At 64.1% G+C, this 15118-nt stretch carries 17 protein-coding genes and 1 tRNA gene; 10 read left to right on the forward strand and 8 right to left on the reverse strand.

Annotation, left to right across the window (positions count from 1 at the left end):
- Nucleotides 1-19: 19 nt before the first annotated feature.
- Nucleotides 20-580: a glycine cleavage system protein R gene (locus tag QZ471_RS13260; RefSeq protein WP_295464409.1), complete on the reverse strand. Its 561-nt coding sequence runs from the start codon at nucleotides 578-580 to the stop codon at nucleotides 20-22.
- Between the two features lie 312 nt (nucleotides 581-892).
- Here QZ471_RS13260 and dapA point away from each other — a divergent pair, with 312 nt between their 5' ends.
- The 6 genes from dapA to QZ471_RS13290 all read left to right on the forward strand — a co-directional run bounded on the left by dapA (nucleotide 893) and on the right by QZ471_RS13290 (nucleotide 5520).
- Nucleotides 893-1771, forward strand: a complete 879-nt coding sequence (dapA, locus tag QZ471_RS13265) for a 4-hydroxy-tetrahydrodipicolinate synthase (RefSeq protein ID WP_059227626.1) — start codon at nucleotides 893-895, stop codon at nucleotides 1769-1771.
- Nucleotides 1772-1785: 14 nt separating this feature from the next.
- Nucleotides 1786-2970, forward strand: a complete 1185-nt coding sequence (gene bamC / locus QZ471_RS13270) for an outer membrane protein assembly factor BamC (RefSeq protein ID WP_295464411.1) — start codon at nucleotides 1786-1788, stop codon at nucleotides 2968-2970.
- Nucleotides 2909-3667: an MBL fold metallo-hydrolase gene (locus QZ471_RS13275; protein ID WP_295464413.1), complete on the forward strand. Its 759-nt coding sequence runs from the start codon at nucleotides 2909-2911 to the stop codon at nucleotides 3665-3667. Before bamC ends, QZ471_RS13275 begins: the two co-directional genes overlap by 62 nt.
- Before the next feature lie 157 nt (nucleotides 3668-3824).
- The gene (gene purC / locus QZ471_RS13280; protein ID WP_059227632.1) at nucleotides 3825-4535 is read left to right on the forward strand and encodes a phosphoribosylaminoimidazolesuccinocarboxamide synthase; all 711 of its coding nucleotides are present in this window, start codon (nucleotides 3825-3827) and stop codon (nucleotides 4533-4535) included.
- Nucleotides 4536-4615: 80 nt separating this feature from the next.
- A tRNA-Ser gene (locus QZ471_RS13285) sits at nucleotides 4616-4705 on the forward strand.
- Between the two features lie 353 nt (nucleotides 4706-5058).
- Complete coding sequence (locus tag QZ471_RS13290; protein WP_295464416.1) at nucleotides 5059-5520, forward strand: hypothetical protein; 462 nt, start codon at nucleotides 5059-5061, stop codon at nucleotides 5518-5520.
- An 8-nt stretch (nucleotides 5521-5528) separates the two neighbouring features.
- Here QZ471_RS13290 and QZ471_RS13295 read toward each other — a convergent pair whose 3' ends face one another.
- The 4 genes from QZ471_RS13295 to QZ471_RS13310 all read right to left on the reverse strand — a co-directional run bounded on the left by QZ471_RS13295 (nucleotide 5529) and on the right by QZ471_RS13310 (nucleotide 8428).
- Complete coding sequence (locus QZ471_RS13295) at nucleotides 5529-5735, reverse strand: carbon storage regulator (protein ID WP_295464418.1); 207 nt, start codon at nucleotides 5733-5735, stop codon at nucleotides 5529-5531.
- Nucleotides 5736-5815: 80 nt separating this feature from the next.
- Complete coding sequence (locus QZ471_RS13300; RefSeq protein WP_295464420.1) at nucleotides 5816-6088, reverse strand: hypothetical protein; 273 nt, start codon at nucleotides 6086-6088, stop codon at nucleotides 5816-5818.
- Nucleotides 6089-6473: 385 nt separating this feature from the next.
- Nucleotides 6474-7358 carry a dTDP-4-dehydrorhamnose reductase gene (gene rfbD, locus QZ471_RS13305; RefSeq protein WP_295464422.1) on the reverse strand — a complete coding sequence of 295 codons (885 nt, stop codon included), beginning with the start codon at nucleotides 7356-7358 and terminating at the stop codon, nucleotides 6474-6476.
- A 257-nt stretch (nucleotides 7359-7615) separates the two neighbouring features.
- Nucleotides 7616-8428 (reverse strand): sigma 54-interacting transcriptional regulator, encoded by an 813-nt coding sequence (locus QZ471_RS13310; RefSeq protein WP_295464424.1) that lies wholly within the window; start codon nucleotides 8426-8428, stop codon nucleotides 7616-7618.
- Between the two features lie 208 nt (nucleotides 8429-8636).
- Here QZ471_RS13310 and crcB point away from each other — a divergent pair, with 208 nt between their 5' ends.
- Nucleotides 8637-9020 (forward strand): fluoride efflux transporter CrcB, encoded by a 384-nt coding sequence (crcB, locus tag QZ471_RS13315; RefSeq protein ID WP_295464426.1) that lies wholly within the window; start codon nucleotides 8637-8639, stop codon nucleotides 9018-9020.
- A gap of 16 nt (nucleotides 9021-9036) precedes the next feature.
- Entirely contained in the window at nucleotides 9037-9429 is a 393-nt protein-coding gene (locus QZ471_RS13320; RefSeq protein ID WP_295464428.1) for a hypothetical protein, read from the forward strand.
- Nucleotides 9430-9435: 6 nt separating this feature from the next.
- Here QZ471_RS13320 and xth read toward each other — a convergent pair whose 3' ends face one another.
- The gene (gene xth, locus QZ471_RS13325; protein ID WP_295464430.1) at nucleotides 9436-10224 is read right to left on the reverse strand and encodes an exodeoxyribonuclease III; all 789 of its coding nucleotides are present in this window, start codon (nucleotides 10222-10224) and stop codon (nucleotides 9436-9438) included.
- Nucleotides 10225-10675: 451 nt separating this feature from the next.
- Between xth and QZ471_RS13330 the strand changes: the two genes are divergently transcribed.
- Entirely contained in the window at nucleotides 10676-13351 is a 2676-nt protein-coding gene (locus QZ471_RS13330) for a cellulase family glycosylhydrolase (protein ID WP_295464432.1), read from the forward strand.
- 225 nt (nucleotides 13352-13576) lie between these two features.
- Nucleotides 13577-13765 (forward strand): hypothetical protein, encoded by a 189-nt coding sequence (locus QZ471_RS13335; RefSeq protein ID WP_295464434.1) that lies wholly within the window; start codon nucleotides 13577-13579, stop codon nucleotides 13763-13765.
- A gap of 36 nt (nucleotides 13766-13801) precedes the next feature.
- Here the strand turns inward: QZ471_RS13335 and QZ471_RS13340 are convergent, their stop codons facing one another.
- Entirely contained in the window at nucleotides 13802-14143 is a 342-nt protein-coding gene (locus QZ471_RS13340) for an FKBP-type peptidyl-prolyl cis-trans isomerase (protein WP_295464436.1), read from the reverse strand.
- 108 nt (nucleotides 14144-14251) lie between these two features.
- Complete coding sequence (locus tag QZ471_RS13345) at nucleotides 14252-15112, reverse strand: pirin family protein (protein WP_295464438.1); 861 nt, start codon at nucleotides 15110-15112, stop codon at nucleotides 14252-14254.
- Nucleotides 15113-15118 lie beyond the last annotated feature (6 nt).

The following is a 15118-nucleotide window of genomic DNA, read 5'->3' on the forward strand; positions in this document are numbered from 1 at the left end:
GGACAGATCCTCCGGAGGTTCAGTTGTTCTGCGGTCGCCAGGGCTCAATCAAGGCGTCGAGGTTCAGGGCGTCGGCGAAGTCCAGGAACTGGTCGCGCAGCCAGCTGATCTGGGTGCCGGCGGGCAGGGTAACGGTGATGGTGGCGTTGAGCATGGTGCCGCCGGTCTGGGGCGCCTGGTAGGAGTCGCACACCAGGTTCTCCACCTCGATCTTGTGGTCGGCGAAGAACTGGCAGAGTTCGTTGAGGATGTCGGGGCGATAGGCGGCGCTGACATAAACGACGTACGGCAGGGCCTGGGGACGATTCTCCAGCGCGGCGCTACGGGTGACCCCCACGGTAAAGCCGTGGCGTTTGCCGAGGCCGGCAAGGCTGCCTTCGAGGCGCGCCAGGCCATCCCAGTTGCCGGAGACCTGCAGGATCAACGCGCTGTATTCTCCGTGCCGGCTCAGGCGGCTGCTGACCACGGCGCAGCGATTGTCCATGCAGCTGCGAAAGAGCGCGTTGGTCAGCTCCATGGGATTGGCGCCCATGGCACTGATGACGAGAAATTGTTCGCGAATCGGGGGGGTAGCGGACATTGGGGTTCCTGGCAGGGGGATACGACTAGTGTGGTGTTTCAGACGTTCGCGCAAGAATTGGCGAGCGATTTTTTGACCTTGGCTAGGCGCCGCGACGAGTCATAGCAGGGCTATGGCGAGGAGTGGCAACAACGCCCAGGGCGAAAAAGCGCCGCCAAAATTGTGCAGTTAACTTCTGAAACAGCACACTAGCAAAGGCGAAAGGGTAGCGAAAAGCGCTCGCGGGGGGAATGCCCGTCGGGGCGCGTTGCTTGTGCTGGCGCAGAGGCGTCAGTACCATTACCGCTCTCTTTTTCCGGCAGGAGCGGTTGCATGATTGCGGGGAGTATGGTGGCGCTGGTCACCCCCATGGACGCCCAGGGGCGTATCGATTGGGATAGCCTGACCAAGCTGGTGGACTTCCATCTCGCCGAAGGCACCGACGCCATCGTCGCGGTGGGCACCTCGGGCGAGTCGGCGACGGTCGATGTCGACGAGCACGTCGCCGTGATCCGTCATGTGGTCGAGCAGGTCAAGGGCCGCATTCCGGTCATCGCCGGCACCGGTGGCAATTCCACCCGCGAGGCCATCGACCTGACGCGCGCCGCCAAGGACGCCGGGGCCGATGCCTGCCTGCTGGTCGTGCCCTATTACAACAAGCCGACCCAGGAAGGGCTCTACCAGCACTTCCGCATGATCGCCGAAACCGTCGCCATCCCGCAGATCCTCTACAACGTGCCGGGCCGTACCGCCTGCGACATGCTGGCCGAGACCGTCGAGCGCCTGGCCAAGGTGCCGAACATCATCGGCATCAAGGAAGCCACCGGCGACCTGGCCCGGGCACGCGACATCCTCTCCCGGGTGAGCAAGGATTTCCTGGTCTACTCTGGTGACGACGCCACCGCGGCCGAGCTCATGCTGCTGGGCGGCAAGGGCAACATCTCGGTGACCGCCAACGTTGCCCCCCGGGCGATGAGCGACCTCTGCGCCGCCGCCATGCGTGGCGATGCTGACACCGCACGCGCGTTGAACGAGAAGCTCATGCCGCTGCACAAGAATCTGTTCATCGAATCGAATCCGATCCCGGTGAAGTGGGCCCTGCATGAAATGGGCATGATCGACGCCGGTATCCGTCTGCCCCTGACCTGGCTCAGCTCGCGCTGCCATGAAGTGGTACGTCAGGCCCTGCGTCAGGCGGGAGTGCTGGCGTGATTAGGAAGCAGGCGATGAAACGTATTCTCGGATTGACGACGCTGGGCCTGGCCGTGGCGAGTGCCAGTGGTTGCAGCTGGTTGTGGGGCGAACACGGCTATTTCCGTGATCGCGGCAACGACTACCTCGAGGCCCGCGAAACCGGTCCGATGCAGGTCCCGACCGATCTGCAGTCCAAGCCGCTGGACCCGCTGCTGCCGGTTCCGGCCAACGTGGCAGACACCCAGAACCGTTCCTATGGCTTCGAAGTGCCGCGGCCCCAGGCGCTGAGCGTCCAGGGCAGTGGCAGCGAGCAATTCAGCGTCCAGCGCAGCGGCAATGCCCGTTGGCTCGCCGCGCAGAAGGTCCCGGCCACTATCTGGCCGACGGCCCGTCAGTACTTCACCGATAACGGCTTCCGCATTGCCGAGGAGCGTCCGCAGACGGGTGAGCTGATCACCGCCTGGCAGTCGCCCACCGAGCTGACCACGCCGCTGGCCCGTGCCCTGAGTACCAACGGTCGCCTGGAGCCTGGCAAGGAGCTGCGCGCGCGGTTGCGCATCGAGCCGGGCGTGCAGTCCGGCAGCAGTGAAATCTTCGTTCAGACCCAGACCCGCAGCCAGGGCAGCTCCAGCGATCCGTCCTGGTCCAGCAGCCAGAACAGCTCGGCGCTCGACGATGCCCTGCTGAATCAGGTGCTGGCCGGTCTGGATCGCAACGCCGAGGGTGGCGGTTCGGTGTCCCTGCTGGCCGCTGGCGGCTACGATACCCCCGAGCGCGTCACCTACGAGGTCGACGGTAGCGGCGTGCCCATGCTGGTGCTGGACAGCGACCTGAACCGTGCCTGGTCCAGCGTCGGCCGCGCCATCGAAGGCGCCGACATCCGCGTCGACGACATGGATCGCAGCCTGGGCGTGTATTACGTCAACCTCGCCGAGGGCGCGCAGAAGCCGGACGAGCGCAAGCCGGGCTTCTTCGGTCGTCTGTTCGGCAAGGGCGAGACCAAGGAAGAGGAAGACGCCCGCGCACGGCGCTTCCAGGTCCGTCTCACTCAGGTCGGCAATGCCGTTCAGGTCACCCTGGACAAGACCATCAACACCGCAGCACCCCAGGATATCGCCGAAGGCGTGCTGAAGAAGCTTCAGACGAGCATGCAGTATGCGCTTCGCAATCCTGGGCAGCGGCAGTCGGGGCAACTCGACCCTGGTGCACAGCCATAACAGCTACGTCCTGATCGACTGCGGCTTCTCCCTGCGGGAAGCCGAGCGTCGCCTGGCCCGGCTGGGTGTGGTACCTGCCCAGCTGGATGCCGTCCTGATCACCCACGAACACTCCGATCATGTCCAGGGCGTCGAGCTGTTGGCGCGCAAGCACAGGGTGCCGGTCTACTACAGCGCCGGCACCGGGCGTGGCCTGCGCAAGCCGGTGGCGGCTCAGGGCCTGCTGGTGGATGGCGAGCGGCTGGTGCTGGATGCGCTGGAGGTGACGGTGGTGCAGGTCTCCCATGACGCCCTGGAGCCGACGCAGTTCGTCTTCGACGATGGCCGCAAGCGCCTGGGCGTGCTCACCGATCTCGGTGAAGCCACGCCGGGTGTGCTCCAGCATTACCGTGGGCTCGATGCCTTGGTGATCGAGGCCAATCACGACAGTGCCATGCTGGCCAACGGCCCCTATCCCTATCATCTCAAGGCAAGAGTCGGCGGGGTGCGCGGGCATCTCAACAACCGGCAGTCGGCCGACCTGGTGCTGGACCTGGCCTGTCCAGGCCTACAGCACCTGGTGCTCGCCCACCTGAGCGAGAAGAACAACAATCCCTGGCTGGCCCGCGCCTGCTTTACCCAGGTACTGGGTTGCGATGCGGACTGGTTGCAGATCGCCGACCAGCAGCAGGGGCTGGCGTGGCAGGCCATCGCCTGAGCTGCCAGTCGAGTTTTCTTTAGTGGCCACGCCTCGCTGCACGGCCAAAAGATCCCCGATCCTATGTAAACTGCGCTTCCCGGCTGTACTCGTCCCGAACCGCTCGTCTCACCTGCGTTCGTCCACAGCCTGCAAGCCATTCGAACCGGAGTCCAAGATGGAAAAACGCGCAGAACTCTACCGTGGCAAGGCCAAGTCGGTATTCACCACCGACGATCCCGACCGCCTGGTCCTGTTGTTCCGCAACGACACCTCTGCCTTCGATGGCGAGCGCATCGAACAGCTCGAGCGCAAGGGCATGGTGAACAACAAGTTCAACGCCTTCGTCATGCAGAAGCTGGAAGCCGCCGGCATCCCGACCCAGTTCGAACAGCTGCTGGGCGACAACGAGTGCCTGGTCAAGAAGCTGGACATGATCCCGGTGGAGTGCGTCGTCCGTAACTTCGCCGCTGGTAGCCTGGTACGCCGCCTGGGCGTGGAAGAGGGCCTGGAGCTCACTCCGCCGACCTTCGAACTCTTCCTGAAGAACGACGCCCTGCACGATCCCATGGTCAACGAAAGCCACGTCCAGGCCTTCGGCTGGGCCACCCTCGACCAGTTGGCCGAGATGAAGGCGCTGACCTTCCGCATCAACGACATCCTCAAGCAGCTGTTCGACGACGCCGGTCTGCTGCTGGTGGATTTCAAACTGGAATTCGGTCTGTTCCATGGCAAGGTCGTTCTGGGCGACGAATTCAGCCCTGACGGCAGCCGCCTGTGGGACAAGGCCACCCGCAAGAAGATGGACAAGGATCGCTTCCGCCAGGGCCTAGGCGGCGTGATCGAAGCCTACGAAGAGGTCGCCCAACGCCTGGGCGTCCCGCTCTAAACGCAAGCCGCTGATACCAGAGCTTTTTTTGCAATTGCTTGTTCGCTTTTGCATGCATGGCTGGTATGATGCGCCGCGTTGGAGAGATGCCGGAGTGGTCGAACGGGACGGATTCGAAATCCGTTGAGTCAGCAATGGCTCCTAGGGTTCAAATCCCTATCTCTCCGCCATATCCGAAAACCCCGAGCGTGCCAGGCACTTCGGGGTTTTTTATTGGCCGTAATTTGGCTCGGTGATCGCTCCACCGCCTCTGCCTGGCCGCTCTGGCGCGCCGTTGGGTGCGATCAGTCGCACTGGCGCCGAGCGAGGCCATGGCGATACATGCCCTTCTGCGCAGTGAGACATATTGCGTCCGTGCACAGGACCGGTACCGCCGGACGGCAGGCGCAGGGCTGCTCGATATCTGGACGGCTCGCTGGAATCGAGCGATGCTGGAAGTGTGCACTAGAGCACGGGCTGCGGCCCTGCACGCCTGGCTTCCAGGTGTGGCTGCAGCGAATAACAATAAAAGAGGAGTCGAGCGATGTTCTACAAGGTCAGCGTGTATTCCCGGCCTGAAGATCGTGGGCTGTTGGTCTGGCGGTGGAAGAAGCAGTTTCTCGGCGAGTGGGTCGAGTCCCGTCAGGAGTTCGAGGACTGCGAGCATTGCGTCCACCATGCCCTGCAGGACGCCAGGGGGCAGAGTGTGCACCTCGAGACCGATCGCTGCACCCTCTATCGCTACCGCTTCCAGAGCATGCTGCATCAGTACGGCAGCTGCTATTGCCTGAGCGGTGGCCGGGCGTCGGAGGCGGTCCTGGATCTCATCGCCCAGATCGAAGAGCGCCACAACGTCATCGTGCTGCGCGATGGCCAGCCGTTCTTCGCCCATTATCGGGCGGACCTGCGAGCGGACGGCACGCTGGCACCCGAACTCTGGCAGGGCGTGGAATGGCGAGGGCTGGAAGGGCGCTTCGAGTATGCCCACAACCCCGGGCCGGTCTGAACCTCAGCTCAGAACGGCAGCAGTTCCTGGCGCATGATGCTGATGTCGGCCGGCGCCTGGATGCCGACCTGAACGCGGTCGCCCTGAACTTTCAGGATGCGCACATTGATGCCGCCATTGAACAGCTGATCCAGCACCTGTTCTTCATTGGCCCCTGGCTTGAGAGAGAGGTTGATGACTTCGTTGGTGCGGCGGGTCAAGACCAGATAAGACATGAGCATCCCTGCCATGATTTCAAGCTCTGGATGATAGCCAGTTCCGCTCGAGATGAGAACAAGTTGGCAGATTATTCCCTCTAGGACAGGAGTCTGCGCCTGTTCAGCCGGCGTTGCCGCGGCTTAAGTTGCCAGCGCCGAATGGCGAAACCCAGTATCCCCGCCGCCAGTGTCAGCAGGTTCACCCTATCTGTGGGGCCGCTGCCGTGATGACCGGCAGCCAAGGTGATCAGGGTGGCGAGCGCCCACATGGAGATGGCCGCCGCGACGGCGACGGCCATTTCATTCAGGTCGGCGGCCGGTACTCGCCGGACGCTGGGGAGCGGTTCGCTGTCGTAGTCTTCTTCGGGCATTGGGGCCTCCGGACGGCTGCTTGTTCGAGAGTATCGCCAAGTGTCTTATCGACTGCTTACGGGGAGTCTGGATGGGATCGATAGCGCGGTCAGAGCCTTTTTCCGTCGAACGGACGAGAGGTACTCGCTAGAGCTCCAGATGGTCGCTGGCCGTGGCGTCGTTTCGCTGAGCGCCAGCTCGTCTGTCGATGGATAGCTGGCACGGTGGTCGGTCACTCCTGTGTTCGCGGTGAACCGCAGGAGACCCCGTGAGCGATGACAGCAGCACTCTCACCACCCGCCAGGGCCATCCGGTCCGGGATCATCAAAGCCTGCCCAGGTGGGGAAGCGCGAAGCGCCCGCGCCTGGCGTTGCCGGATCGCGGACCGGTCGCCACCGCTGGTCGTCAGCGCCCGGAAGCCTCGTCCGCGACGCGGGCCCAGCAACGCGCGAAATCCTCGCGCCAGTCGGGCAGGGCGAAGGGCAGTAGCGCCTGGGCCTTGCTGCAATCCAGGCGCGAGTAGCGAGGCCGGGTCGCGGGGGTCGGATAGTTGTCGGTGGCGGTGGGATAGAGGCGGGCCCGCAGCTCGCCGCGTTCGGCCAGGCGTTCGGCGATGGCGTGGGCGAATCCGTGCCAGGAGGTCTGGCCGGCGTTGGTCAGGTGGTAGAGCCCGCTGCTGTCCCGGCGTTCGACAAGACGCTCGACCAGATGGCGCGTCGCTCGGGCGATGGTGGGGGCCCAGGTGGGCGCGCCCAGTTGATCGTCCACGACGTGCAGCTCGTCGCGCTCGGCGAGCAACTGGCGCATGGTATTGAAGAAGCAGGGACCGTCGTGGGAGTAGACCCAGGAGGTGCGCAGCACCAGGGCTCGCCCCCCGGCCGCCAGCACGGCCTGCTCCCCGGCCAACTTGGAGCGACCGTAGACGCTCAGGGGCGCGGGTGGGCAGTCCTCGGTATAGGGGCGGCCGCGGCTGCCGTCGAAGACGTAGTCGGTCGAGTAGTGCACGAAGGGGATATCCCGTTCGCGGGCCCATTCGGCCAGGATCTGTGGCGCCTGGGCGTTGATGGCGGCGGCACGGTCGACATCCCGTTCGGCCTGGTCGACGGCGGTATAGGCCGCCGCATTGATGACGAGGTCGGGAGTCAGTCGATCAAAGGTGTCGCGCAGCCGATGGGTCTGGCTCAGATCGAGCTCTGCCTGGCCGATGACGGTGAGCGAATGGGTGCCGCCGAACTCGCGCTGCAGGGCACGCGAAACCTGGCCGGAACGGCCGGTGATCACAATATTCATGAAAGCTTGCCTGGACGCCTTCAGCGGAAGGCGTTCGTCCGAAAATCGATGCTCGAAAAGCCTTGGGGCTTTTCCCACGCGAACCGAGGCCTGCCGCCATTGGTGACAATTCTAGGTTCCGATCATCTTCCTGAGGAAGAATGAGGCCGCTGGCTATGGCGGAGTGGGCATCGATCTGGCGGACGTGGCGGTCATGGTTCACCCGGTGGACTGGATACGCGGCTAGGACTGCCGTTCGTCGGTGTAGTTCAGCGCCGTTACAGGCGCGTGAGCAGCTTGCCAAGCTGTAGCCCTGTCGTCGAGGCGGTCAGCAGCGCGGTATGGAGAACCTGTTCAAGTTCGCGGATGTTTCCTGGCCAGGGATAGGCGATCAGGGCGTTTTCATCGTCGGACGTCAGGGCGGGTGGCGCGCAGCCAAGACGTTCAGCGTGCTGAGCGAGGAAATGGCGGGCGAGGGGCAGCAGGTCGGCCGGACGCTCACGCAGCGGCGGGATGGAGACGAGCCCCGGACCGATGAGCTCCCACAGCCGGATCTCGAAATGCCCGGCCTCGACCGCTTGTGCCAACTCCACGCTGGAGCCGACGATCAGGCGCACATCGACCTCGGTACGCTGACTACTGCCCAGACGCAGGATGCTGCCATCGTGCAGAACCCTCGCCAGTTCCTGCTGCAGCTCCCGGGGCAGGTCGGCGATTTCGTCCAGATAGAGGCTGCCGCCATTGGCGGTACCGAACCAGCCCACGCGACTGCCCGAGGTGCCGGCGTAGGCGCGCGGAACATAGCCGAACAACTCGGCGGCGCCATGGCGCCGACTCAGAGAGGCGCAGTTCAGGCTGCTGAACAAGCCGGTGCGGCCGCTGCGCTCGTGCAGTCGGCGGGCGAGCAATTCGCGGCCGGTCCCCCATTCGCCGGTCAGCACTACGGGCTGTACCTGGGGGGCCAGCTCATCGAGCTGCGCGAGCAGGTGCCGTGAGCGGGGATCGGCGAAGGCCAGCGCCTTGGCGCGGATGGTCAGGTTGCTCTGTTGTTCCGCGGGAACGATCAACAGGTCGGAAGAGGTGGTAGGCATGCCGGTATCACTACAACGCAAAGTCCCATGATAGCGGTGTAGATTTATAGCTAAAAATAAGTATTTTTCATTCGTTTATCGCATTTTGCTATTTGAAATGAGGATCATCCGGCAGGTGGCGGCGGTATAGAATCGTGGCCTGACCAGGAACGCCGGAGCTTGGTGCTCCTGTTCCTGCCGATCAATCCTTAGGTTAAGAGGCGCTGCTTTGGCTTTTTCTCTGCTGGCGGTGATCGTGGGCGGCGCCCTGGGGTGCGTGCTGCGCTGGTTGTTCGCCCTGAAGTTGAATGGGCTCTTTCCGGCGTTGCCCCTGGGCACCCTGGCGGTCAATCTCATCGGCTGCCTGGTCATCGGTCTGGCCCTGGCCTGGTTCGCCAAGGTGCCGGATCTGGACCCGGTCTGGCGTACCCTCATCACCACGGGCTTCTGTGGCGGCTTGACCACCTTCTCCAGTTTCTCCGCGGAAGTCATCACCCTGTTGCAGGAAGGCAAGCCCGGCTGGGCGCTGGCCACCGTGGGAGCCCATCTGAGCGGTTCGCTGGCGATGACGGCGCTGGGCTTCGGCCTGGTCCATTGGGCCTATCGCGCCTAGCGCGGCGGAGGTTGCGATGGCCTCTCTGCGTGCTCCCTGTCCGCCCGGTGTCTGTAGCTGTGATCGGGATGCCGTACTGGCCGATCCGACTCGCGATGCGCGGCCCTTGCTGCTCAATCGCCAGGAGGAGCTGCGGCTGCTCCAGCGCCTCGAGGCGGTCAGCAGCCTGGCCGATCTGCAACGGCTGCAACAGCGGCTGCAGGAGCAACTGGGCATCTGCCTGGAGATCGCGCCGGGGCCCGGAGAGGTGCGCAGCGCCCGGGGCTTGTCGATCGAGCTACAGCCACGTCCGGGCTTGTGCCGCAAGCTGCATCAGTCGATCCCGGCCGCCGTTCGCCGTGGCCTGACGCAGCGTCCAGAAATTCTCTACGCCCTGCTCAACGCCAACGACCTGCTCCGCGACGCGTAAAGCACCTCAGGTCGGCGCCGCGACGCTGATCCAGGTCGGCGCATGATCGCTGGTCTTCTCCAGATCCCTCACCCAGCGATGCACGCCAGCATCCTGCAGGCCGGGCGCGAGCGACGGACTGAGCAGGAGGTGGTCGATGCGCAGCCCGGCGTTGCGTTGCCAGCGCTGCCGGAAGTAATCCCAGTAGGTGTAGATCGCCGCGTCGGGATGGCGGGCGCGCAGGGCATCCAGCCAGCCCTGGTCCAGCAGGCGCTGGAAACAGGCGCGGCTCTCCGGTTGCAGCAGGGCGTCCTTGCGCCAGGACTTCGGATCGTAGATGTCGCGGTCGGTGGGGACGACATTGTAGTCGCCGGCCAGGACCACCGGATGGCCGCTGTCCAGCAGCCCCTGGGCATGCTCGAGCAGGCGCTCGAACCAGGCCAGCTTGTATTCGAACTTGGGCCCTGGCCAGGGATTGCCGTCGGGGAGATAGAGGCAGCCGACGATGATGCCCTTCACCGCCGCTTCCAGATAGCGCCGCTGGGGATCGTCCGCCAAGCCCGGCAGGCCGCGACGGATCTCCAGGGGCTGGTCGCCACGCGCGAGGATGGCGACACCGTTCCAGGACGGCTGGCCTTCCCAGAGTGCGTCGTAGCCCGCCGCTGCCAGCTCCGCTTGCGGGAAATCGAGGCTCTTGGCCTTGAGTTCCTGCAGGCAGACGATATCCGGCTGCTCCCGCTCCAGCCACTGGAGGAGGATGGGAAGTCGCGCCCGGATACCGTTGACGTTGTAGGTGGCGAGGGTGAGGGCGGCCATGGTGGGTTCCTGAGCAGGGGATGTAGCCGTGACCGGCTGACCGGGACGTCGGTTCCCCGTACAGATATATGTGACGCAGTTATCGTTATTTGGTGACTTACTTTTTTTGGCACCTTCGGGAACTTTTTGGCCGCTGTCGCTGAAATGTGGAAAAAAAACTGACGACCCGACCACAAGTTCCGTTTCGATTGTGGCTGCCGTGTTACTTCAATCGTCTCGCTGACGAACGGTTATATTAATAAAACTTTATAAATCAATAGCTTGTATGTATTTTATGTAGTGGCTAAATGCTGGCCGCAGGGGTTGGGGAGGGAAGTTGGCATATCGCTTGAATGAGTGAACATGCCTGGAGGCGTCGTCTCGCTGAAGATTGTCAGCGAGGTCCTTCTCTCACTTCATATCGGCCGTTGTTCAGGGAGTGCGTTCACGTGTCGATCTAGCGCAGTTGGTGATGATGAAACCATCCTTCCTGAAATTCCCCCGCTGGACAGCGCGCGCGCTGCCCCTCGTCGCCGCTCTGGCGATCATGCCCACCGTCAAGGCCGAACAGGTCAACCTGGTGGGGCTCAATCTTTCCGGCGCCGGCTTCGCCGGCCAGGTGCTGCCAGGGGTCAACGGTACCCACTACATCTTCCCGGTGGAGGCCTACTTCAAGCAGTGGAGCGCCAAGGGCATCAAGCTGATCCGTTTCCCGATCATCTGGGAGCGACTGCAGCCGGTGCTGGGCGGTCCGCTGGACCCGACCTATGCCGCCCTGGTGGACGAGACCTTCGCCAACGCGCAGAAGTACGGCATGCGCATCATCCTCGACCTGCACAACTACACCTTCTATCGCGGTTCGGTGATCGGCAGTGCCGCGGTCCCCTACACCCGCTATCAGGAGATCATGACCCGTATCGCCCAGCGCTGGAGCAATCAGCCGTCGCTGTACGCCTACGACATCATGAACGAGCCCCACGATTCCATGGCGCAGTGGCCGATCGCGGCCCAGTACGGCATCGATGGCGTACGCGCGGTGGACAAGACCCGGATCATCATGATCGAAGGCAATGGCTGGTCGGAGGCGACCCGCTGGCCGCTGTGGAACGACGCCCTACTGGCGCTCAAGGACCCCTCTGACAACCTGGTCTTCCAGGCGCATTCCTATTTCGACGAAAGCGCCGGCGGCAACTACACCGGGATCGACGTCGGCAAGCTCAGCCAGGATTACGGCGTGGAGCGCGTGCGGCCCTTCGTCGAGTGGCTGAAGAAGAACAACAAGAAGGGCATGATCGGCGAGTTCGGCGTGCCGGATAACGATCCCCGTTGGCTGCCGCTGATGGATCGCATGCTGGCCTATCTCAAGCAGAACTGCATTCCGGCCACCTATTGGGCTGCTGGCCCGGGCTGGGGCAACTATTTCCTGTCGGTGGAGCCGATCAATGGCGTCGACCGCCCGCAGTGGCCGACCCTGCGCAAGTACATCGACGACAGCAGCTGTACCGCCATCGGCCCCCTGGGCAGTGGCGCGGCGACCACGCCGGCCAGCGGTACGGGTACGGCGGGCGGTTCCAGCAACAACAGTGGTGCGGGCAGCAGCACCGGCGGCTCCGGCTCCACCAGTGGTGGCACAGCAGGCACGGGTGCTGCAGCTGGGACTGGCAGCACGGGCGGTTCGACCACTACCGGCGTGACGACCTCGATCAACGACTTTACCAACGAAGACTGGCTGCACGGCGTCTATCGCAAGGCTGCCGGTTTCTCCATCCCGGCATCGGCGGTGAACGTGGACGCCTTCAAGGTCGGCGCCCTCATCACCCCGGCGGATGGCAAGAGCTACAAGGTGACCTACGCCCAGGTCGTGGGCAGCAACATGAGCGTGTTCATCGAGAGCCCGCAGCTGGATGGCAATCTCTTCGGCTATCCGAAGACCTTGCGCACCGGTGCCACCACCTCCGGCGCGGCCGTCAGCGTGCCGGGTACCGGCAGCAGTGGCACCACGACGGGGTCGACCGGCAGCTCGGGTAGCACCTCGGGTTCCGGCTCGGGCAGCAGCGCAGGCAATGTAACGCCGGCCGTGAACACCCCCGCCGCCAGTACTGGTAGCACCACGCCGACCACCACGGTGCCGACGCCCAGCGGATCGTCCTCGACGCCCACGGGTTCCAGTACGACACCGGCGAACGCCAACAAGCTGAACCTGGTTGGCCTGAACTTCTCGGGGGCCGCCTTCGCGCCCCAGGTGTTGCCCGGCGTGGTCAACGTCAGCTACATCATGCCCGGTGAGGCGAACTTCCAGCAGTGGAGCGCCAAGGGCGTGCGGCTGATCCGCTTCCCGGTGATCTGGGAACGGCTGCAGACGCGCTTCTTCGGCAGCCTGGAGCAGGGGTACACCCAGCAGATCACCCAGGTACTGGAGCTGGCCAAGAAGTACAACATGAAGGTGATCCTGGCACTGGATAACGGCGGCCGCTACAAGGGCACCCTGATCGGTACCGGAACCGTCACCAACTTCAACTACTGGGATCTGATGTATCGCCTGGCCTACCAGTGGGGCAACCATGCCGCACTCTATGGCTATGACATCATGGGCAAGCCCAATGGCGCCGACAGTGGCTGGCCGGTAACGGCGCAGTCCGGGATCGATGGCGTCCGTACCATGGACCGTACCCATCCGGTGATCGTCCAGGGCAACGCCTGGGGTAGCGCGGCCAACTGGCCGGGCGTCAGCAACGCTCTGCTGAATCTGAAGGACCCGGCCAACAACCTGATCTATGCGGCCAACGTCTACCTGGACCAGGACGGCAGCGGCAACTACGCGGCCCAGGACATGAGCAGCTTCGATCCGCAGGTGGGGGTCAATCGCGTCAAGCCCTTCGTCGAATGGCTCAAGCGCAATGGCAAGCGCGGCATGATCGCGGAGTTCGGGGTGCCGGCGGGTGACAGCCGTTGGCTGGCGGCTGCCGACAATCTGCTGGCCTATCTGCAGCAGAACTGCATGCCGCTGACCTACTGGGCCGCCGGCCCGGGCTGGGGTTCCTCGCCACTGGCGGTGGAGCCGGTGAACGGGGCCGAGCGGCCGCAATGGCCCACGCTGAAGAAGTACGTGGATGCGAGCAACAGCTGTACCGCGATAGGACCGCGTTGAGGGTAACGCTCTGCAGGTGAACGGCGATGAGGCTACTGGTTTCATCGCCGTTCGTATTGACGGAAAGGAGGGGCGTAGTCGGACTTTTCGCATCCGCTGGCGGCCAAAGGCCACTGTGAAGTGGCTCTGGAACAGGGTTCGCAAGGACGACGAATGGCTATAGCTCGACTTATCGACCCGCGGTTAGAGTCGGAAACGACACTTTTCGCACAAGGAGTAGGTGCCATGACGCAAACCACCCAGCAGCGGGTGCAGAATCTGGAAGAGCAGATTCGCAACCATCGTCAGGAGCTGGATCGGAGTCGCCAGAGCTTCCAGGAACAGTTCGTCATCTATACCAAGAAATATGCCCGGCTCAGCTCGCTCGAAGCCCAGCTGGAGCTGGTGCGCAATAACGTCAAGGCCCCCGGCTGAGGCGCTTTCCGCCGTGACTCTGTTGGTGGCCCGCCCTCAATCGTCCCGGGTCAGCACTTCCAGCAATTCGATTTCGAAGGTCAGGTTGGCATGTGGCTTGATCAGCGCACCGACCTGGCGTTCGCCATAGGCCAGGGCTGCTGGCACTTCCAGCCGGCGCTTGCCGCCTACCTGCATTCCCATCAGGCCCAGATCCCAGCCCTTGATTACCCGTCCGGTGCCGATGACGCACTGGAAGGGGCGCCCCTTGGCCCGGGACGAATCGAACAGGGTGCCGTCGTCCAGCCAGCCTTCATAGTGAGTGGTGATCAGGGCGCCCTTGACCACGGCCTTGCCGTCGCCCTCGTGCAGATCCTGGATCTTCAGGCCGTTGTCCATGTCGCTGTCCTCGAAAAAATGTGGATTCTAGCGAGCCCCGAGGCCAGTTGCAGTGAGAATCCGGGGCGTCGAGCGGACCTTCGACGGTCAGGGCGGATGACCGAGGACTCAGTCCGGTACCTCACCGAACAGCCCCGCCTGGTAGTCGCGGATTGCCTGGCGGATCTCCTCGGCGCTGTTCATGACGAAGGGCCCGTGGGCGACGATGGGCTCGGCGAAGGGCGCCGCATAGCCGTAGAGCAGGACGGCGCCATCCCGGCTGGCGAGTTCGATGTGATCGCCGTCATCGGCGAATTCGAAGAGTTGCCAGGGGGCTTCGTCGCGTCCGGCGATTTGCACGGTGCCGCGCACGCCATAGCAGAACACCGAGTTGCCAGGCGGGGCCGGCAGGGTCGCGACGCCGCCCGGCGCGAGTTCGACGGTCATCAAGGTGATGGGCGTCGGGGTGCGCACGGCGCCCTGGACGTCCTGGTACGTACCGGACGCCAGGCGGAGGCGTACCCGGCCGCTATCGGCCTCGATCAGGGGCATTTCTCCGGCGGAGACGCCATGGTAGGCCGGCGGTGTGAACTTGAGCCGCGCCGGCAGGTTGACCCACAGCTGCAGGATCTCCAGCTCGCCGCCGTCGCGCTTGAAGCTGGCCGGGGACAGCTCGGCGTGCACCAGGCCACTGCCGGCGGTCATCCACTGGATGCCGCCCGCGTCGATGACGCTCTCGTGGCCGCCGCTGTCGCGGTGAGCCAGGGAGCCGGCGAGGATGAAGGTCACCGTCTCGAAGCCGCGGTGCGGGTGGGGGCCGAAGGGCAGGCCGGCGTTGTGTGGCGGATAGACCTGGGGGCCGTGGTGGTTGAGGAAGAGGAAGGGATCCAGATGGGGTAGGCCGGGCCCCGGCAGGGGACGGCGGGTATGGAGATCGCCGATGTCATCGCGGCGGGCGGGATGACGATGCAGCAGGGTACGGGTGGTCATGGCGGA

Origin of the sequence: uncultured Pseudomonas sp., assembly GCF_913774235.1 — a bacterium.
In the GTDB taxonomy this organism is placed as follows: Bacteria; Pseudomonadota; Gammaproteobacteria; order Pseudomonadales; family Pseudomonadaceae; genus Chryseomonas.

What these genes read in the sequence shown, in the direction of transcription:
- QZ471_RS13260 (WP_295464409.1), bottom strand. Translation starts at nt 580, where the DNA reads ATGTCCGCTACCCCCCCGATTCGCGAACAATTTCTCGTCATCAGTGCC.
- dapA (WP_059227626.1), top strand. Translation starts at nt 893, where the DNA reads ATGATTGCGGGGAGTATGGTGGCGCTGGTCACCCCCATGGACGCCCAG.
- bamC (WP_295464411.1), top strand. Translation starts at nt 1,786, where the DNA reads ATGAAACGTATTCTCGGATTGACGACGCTGGGCCTGGCCGTGGCGAGT.
- QZ471_RS13275 (WP_295464413.1), top strand. Translation starts at nt 2,909, where the DNA reads ATGCGCTTCGCAATCCTGGGCAGCGGCAGTCGGGGCAACTCGACCCTG.
- purC (WP_059227632.1), top strand. Translation starts at nt 3,825, where the DNA reads ATGGAAAAACGCGCAGAACTCTACCGTGGCAAGGCCAAGTCGGTATTC.
- QZ471_RS13290 (WP_295464416.1), top strand. Translation starts at nt 5,059, where the DNA reads ATGTTCTACAAGGTCAGCGTGTATTCCCGGCCTGAAGATCGTGGGCTG.
- QZ471_RS13295 (WP_295464418.1), bottom strand. Translation starts at nt 5,735, where the DNA reads ATGTCTTATCTGGTCTTGACCCGCCGCACCAACGAAGTCATCAACCTC.
- QZ471_RS13300 (WP_295464420.1), bottom strand. Translation starts at nt 6,088, where the DNA reads ATGCCCGAAGAAGACTACGACAGCGAACCGCTCCCCAGCGTCCGGCGA.
- rfbD (WP_295464422.1), bottom strand. Translation starts at nt 7,358, where the DNA reads ATGAATATTGTGATCACCGGCCGTTCCGGCCAGGTTTCGCGTGCCCTG.
- QZ471_RS13310 (WP_295464424.1), bottom strand. Translation starts at nt 8,428, where the DNA reads ATGCCTACCACCTCTTCCGACCTGTTGATCGTTCCCGCGGAACAACAG.
- QZ471_RS13320 (WP_295464428.1), top strand. Translation starts at nt 9,037, where the DNA reads ATGGCCTCTCTGCGTGCTCCCTGTCCGCCCGGTGTCTGTAGCTGTGAT.
- xth (WP_295464430.1), bottom strand. Translation starts at nt 10,224, where the DNA reads ATGGCCGCCCTCACCCTCGCCACCTACAACGTCAACGGTATCCGGGCG.
- QZ471_RS13330 (WP_295464432.1), top strand. Translation starts at nt 10,676, where the DNA reads ATGATGAAACCATCCTTCCTGAAATTCCCCCGCTGGACAGCGCGCGCG.
- QZ471_RS13335 (WP_295464434.1), top strand. Translation starts at nt 13,577, where the DNA reads ATGACGCAAACCACCCAGCAGCGGGTGCAGAATCTGGAAGAGCAGATT.
- QZ471_RS13340 (WP_295464436.1), bottom strand. Translation starts at nt 14,143, where the DNA reads ATGGACAACGGCCTGAAGATCCAGGATCTGCACGAGGGCGACGGCAAG.
- QZ471_RS13345 (WP_295464438.1), bottom strand. Translation starts at nt 15,112, where the DNA reads ATGACCACCCGTACCCTGCTGCATCGTCATCCCGCCCGCCGCGATGAC.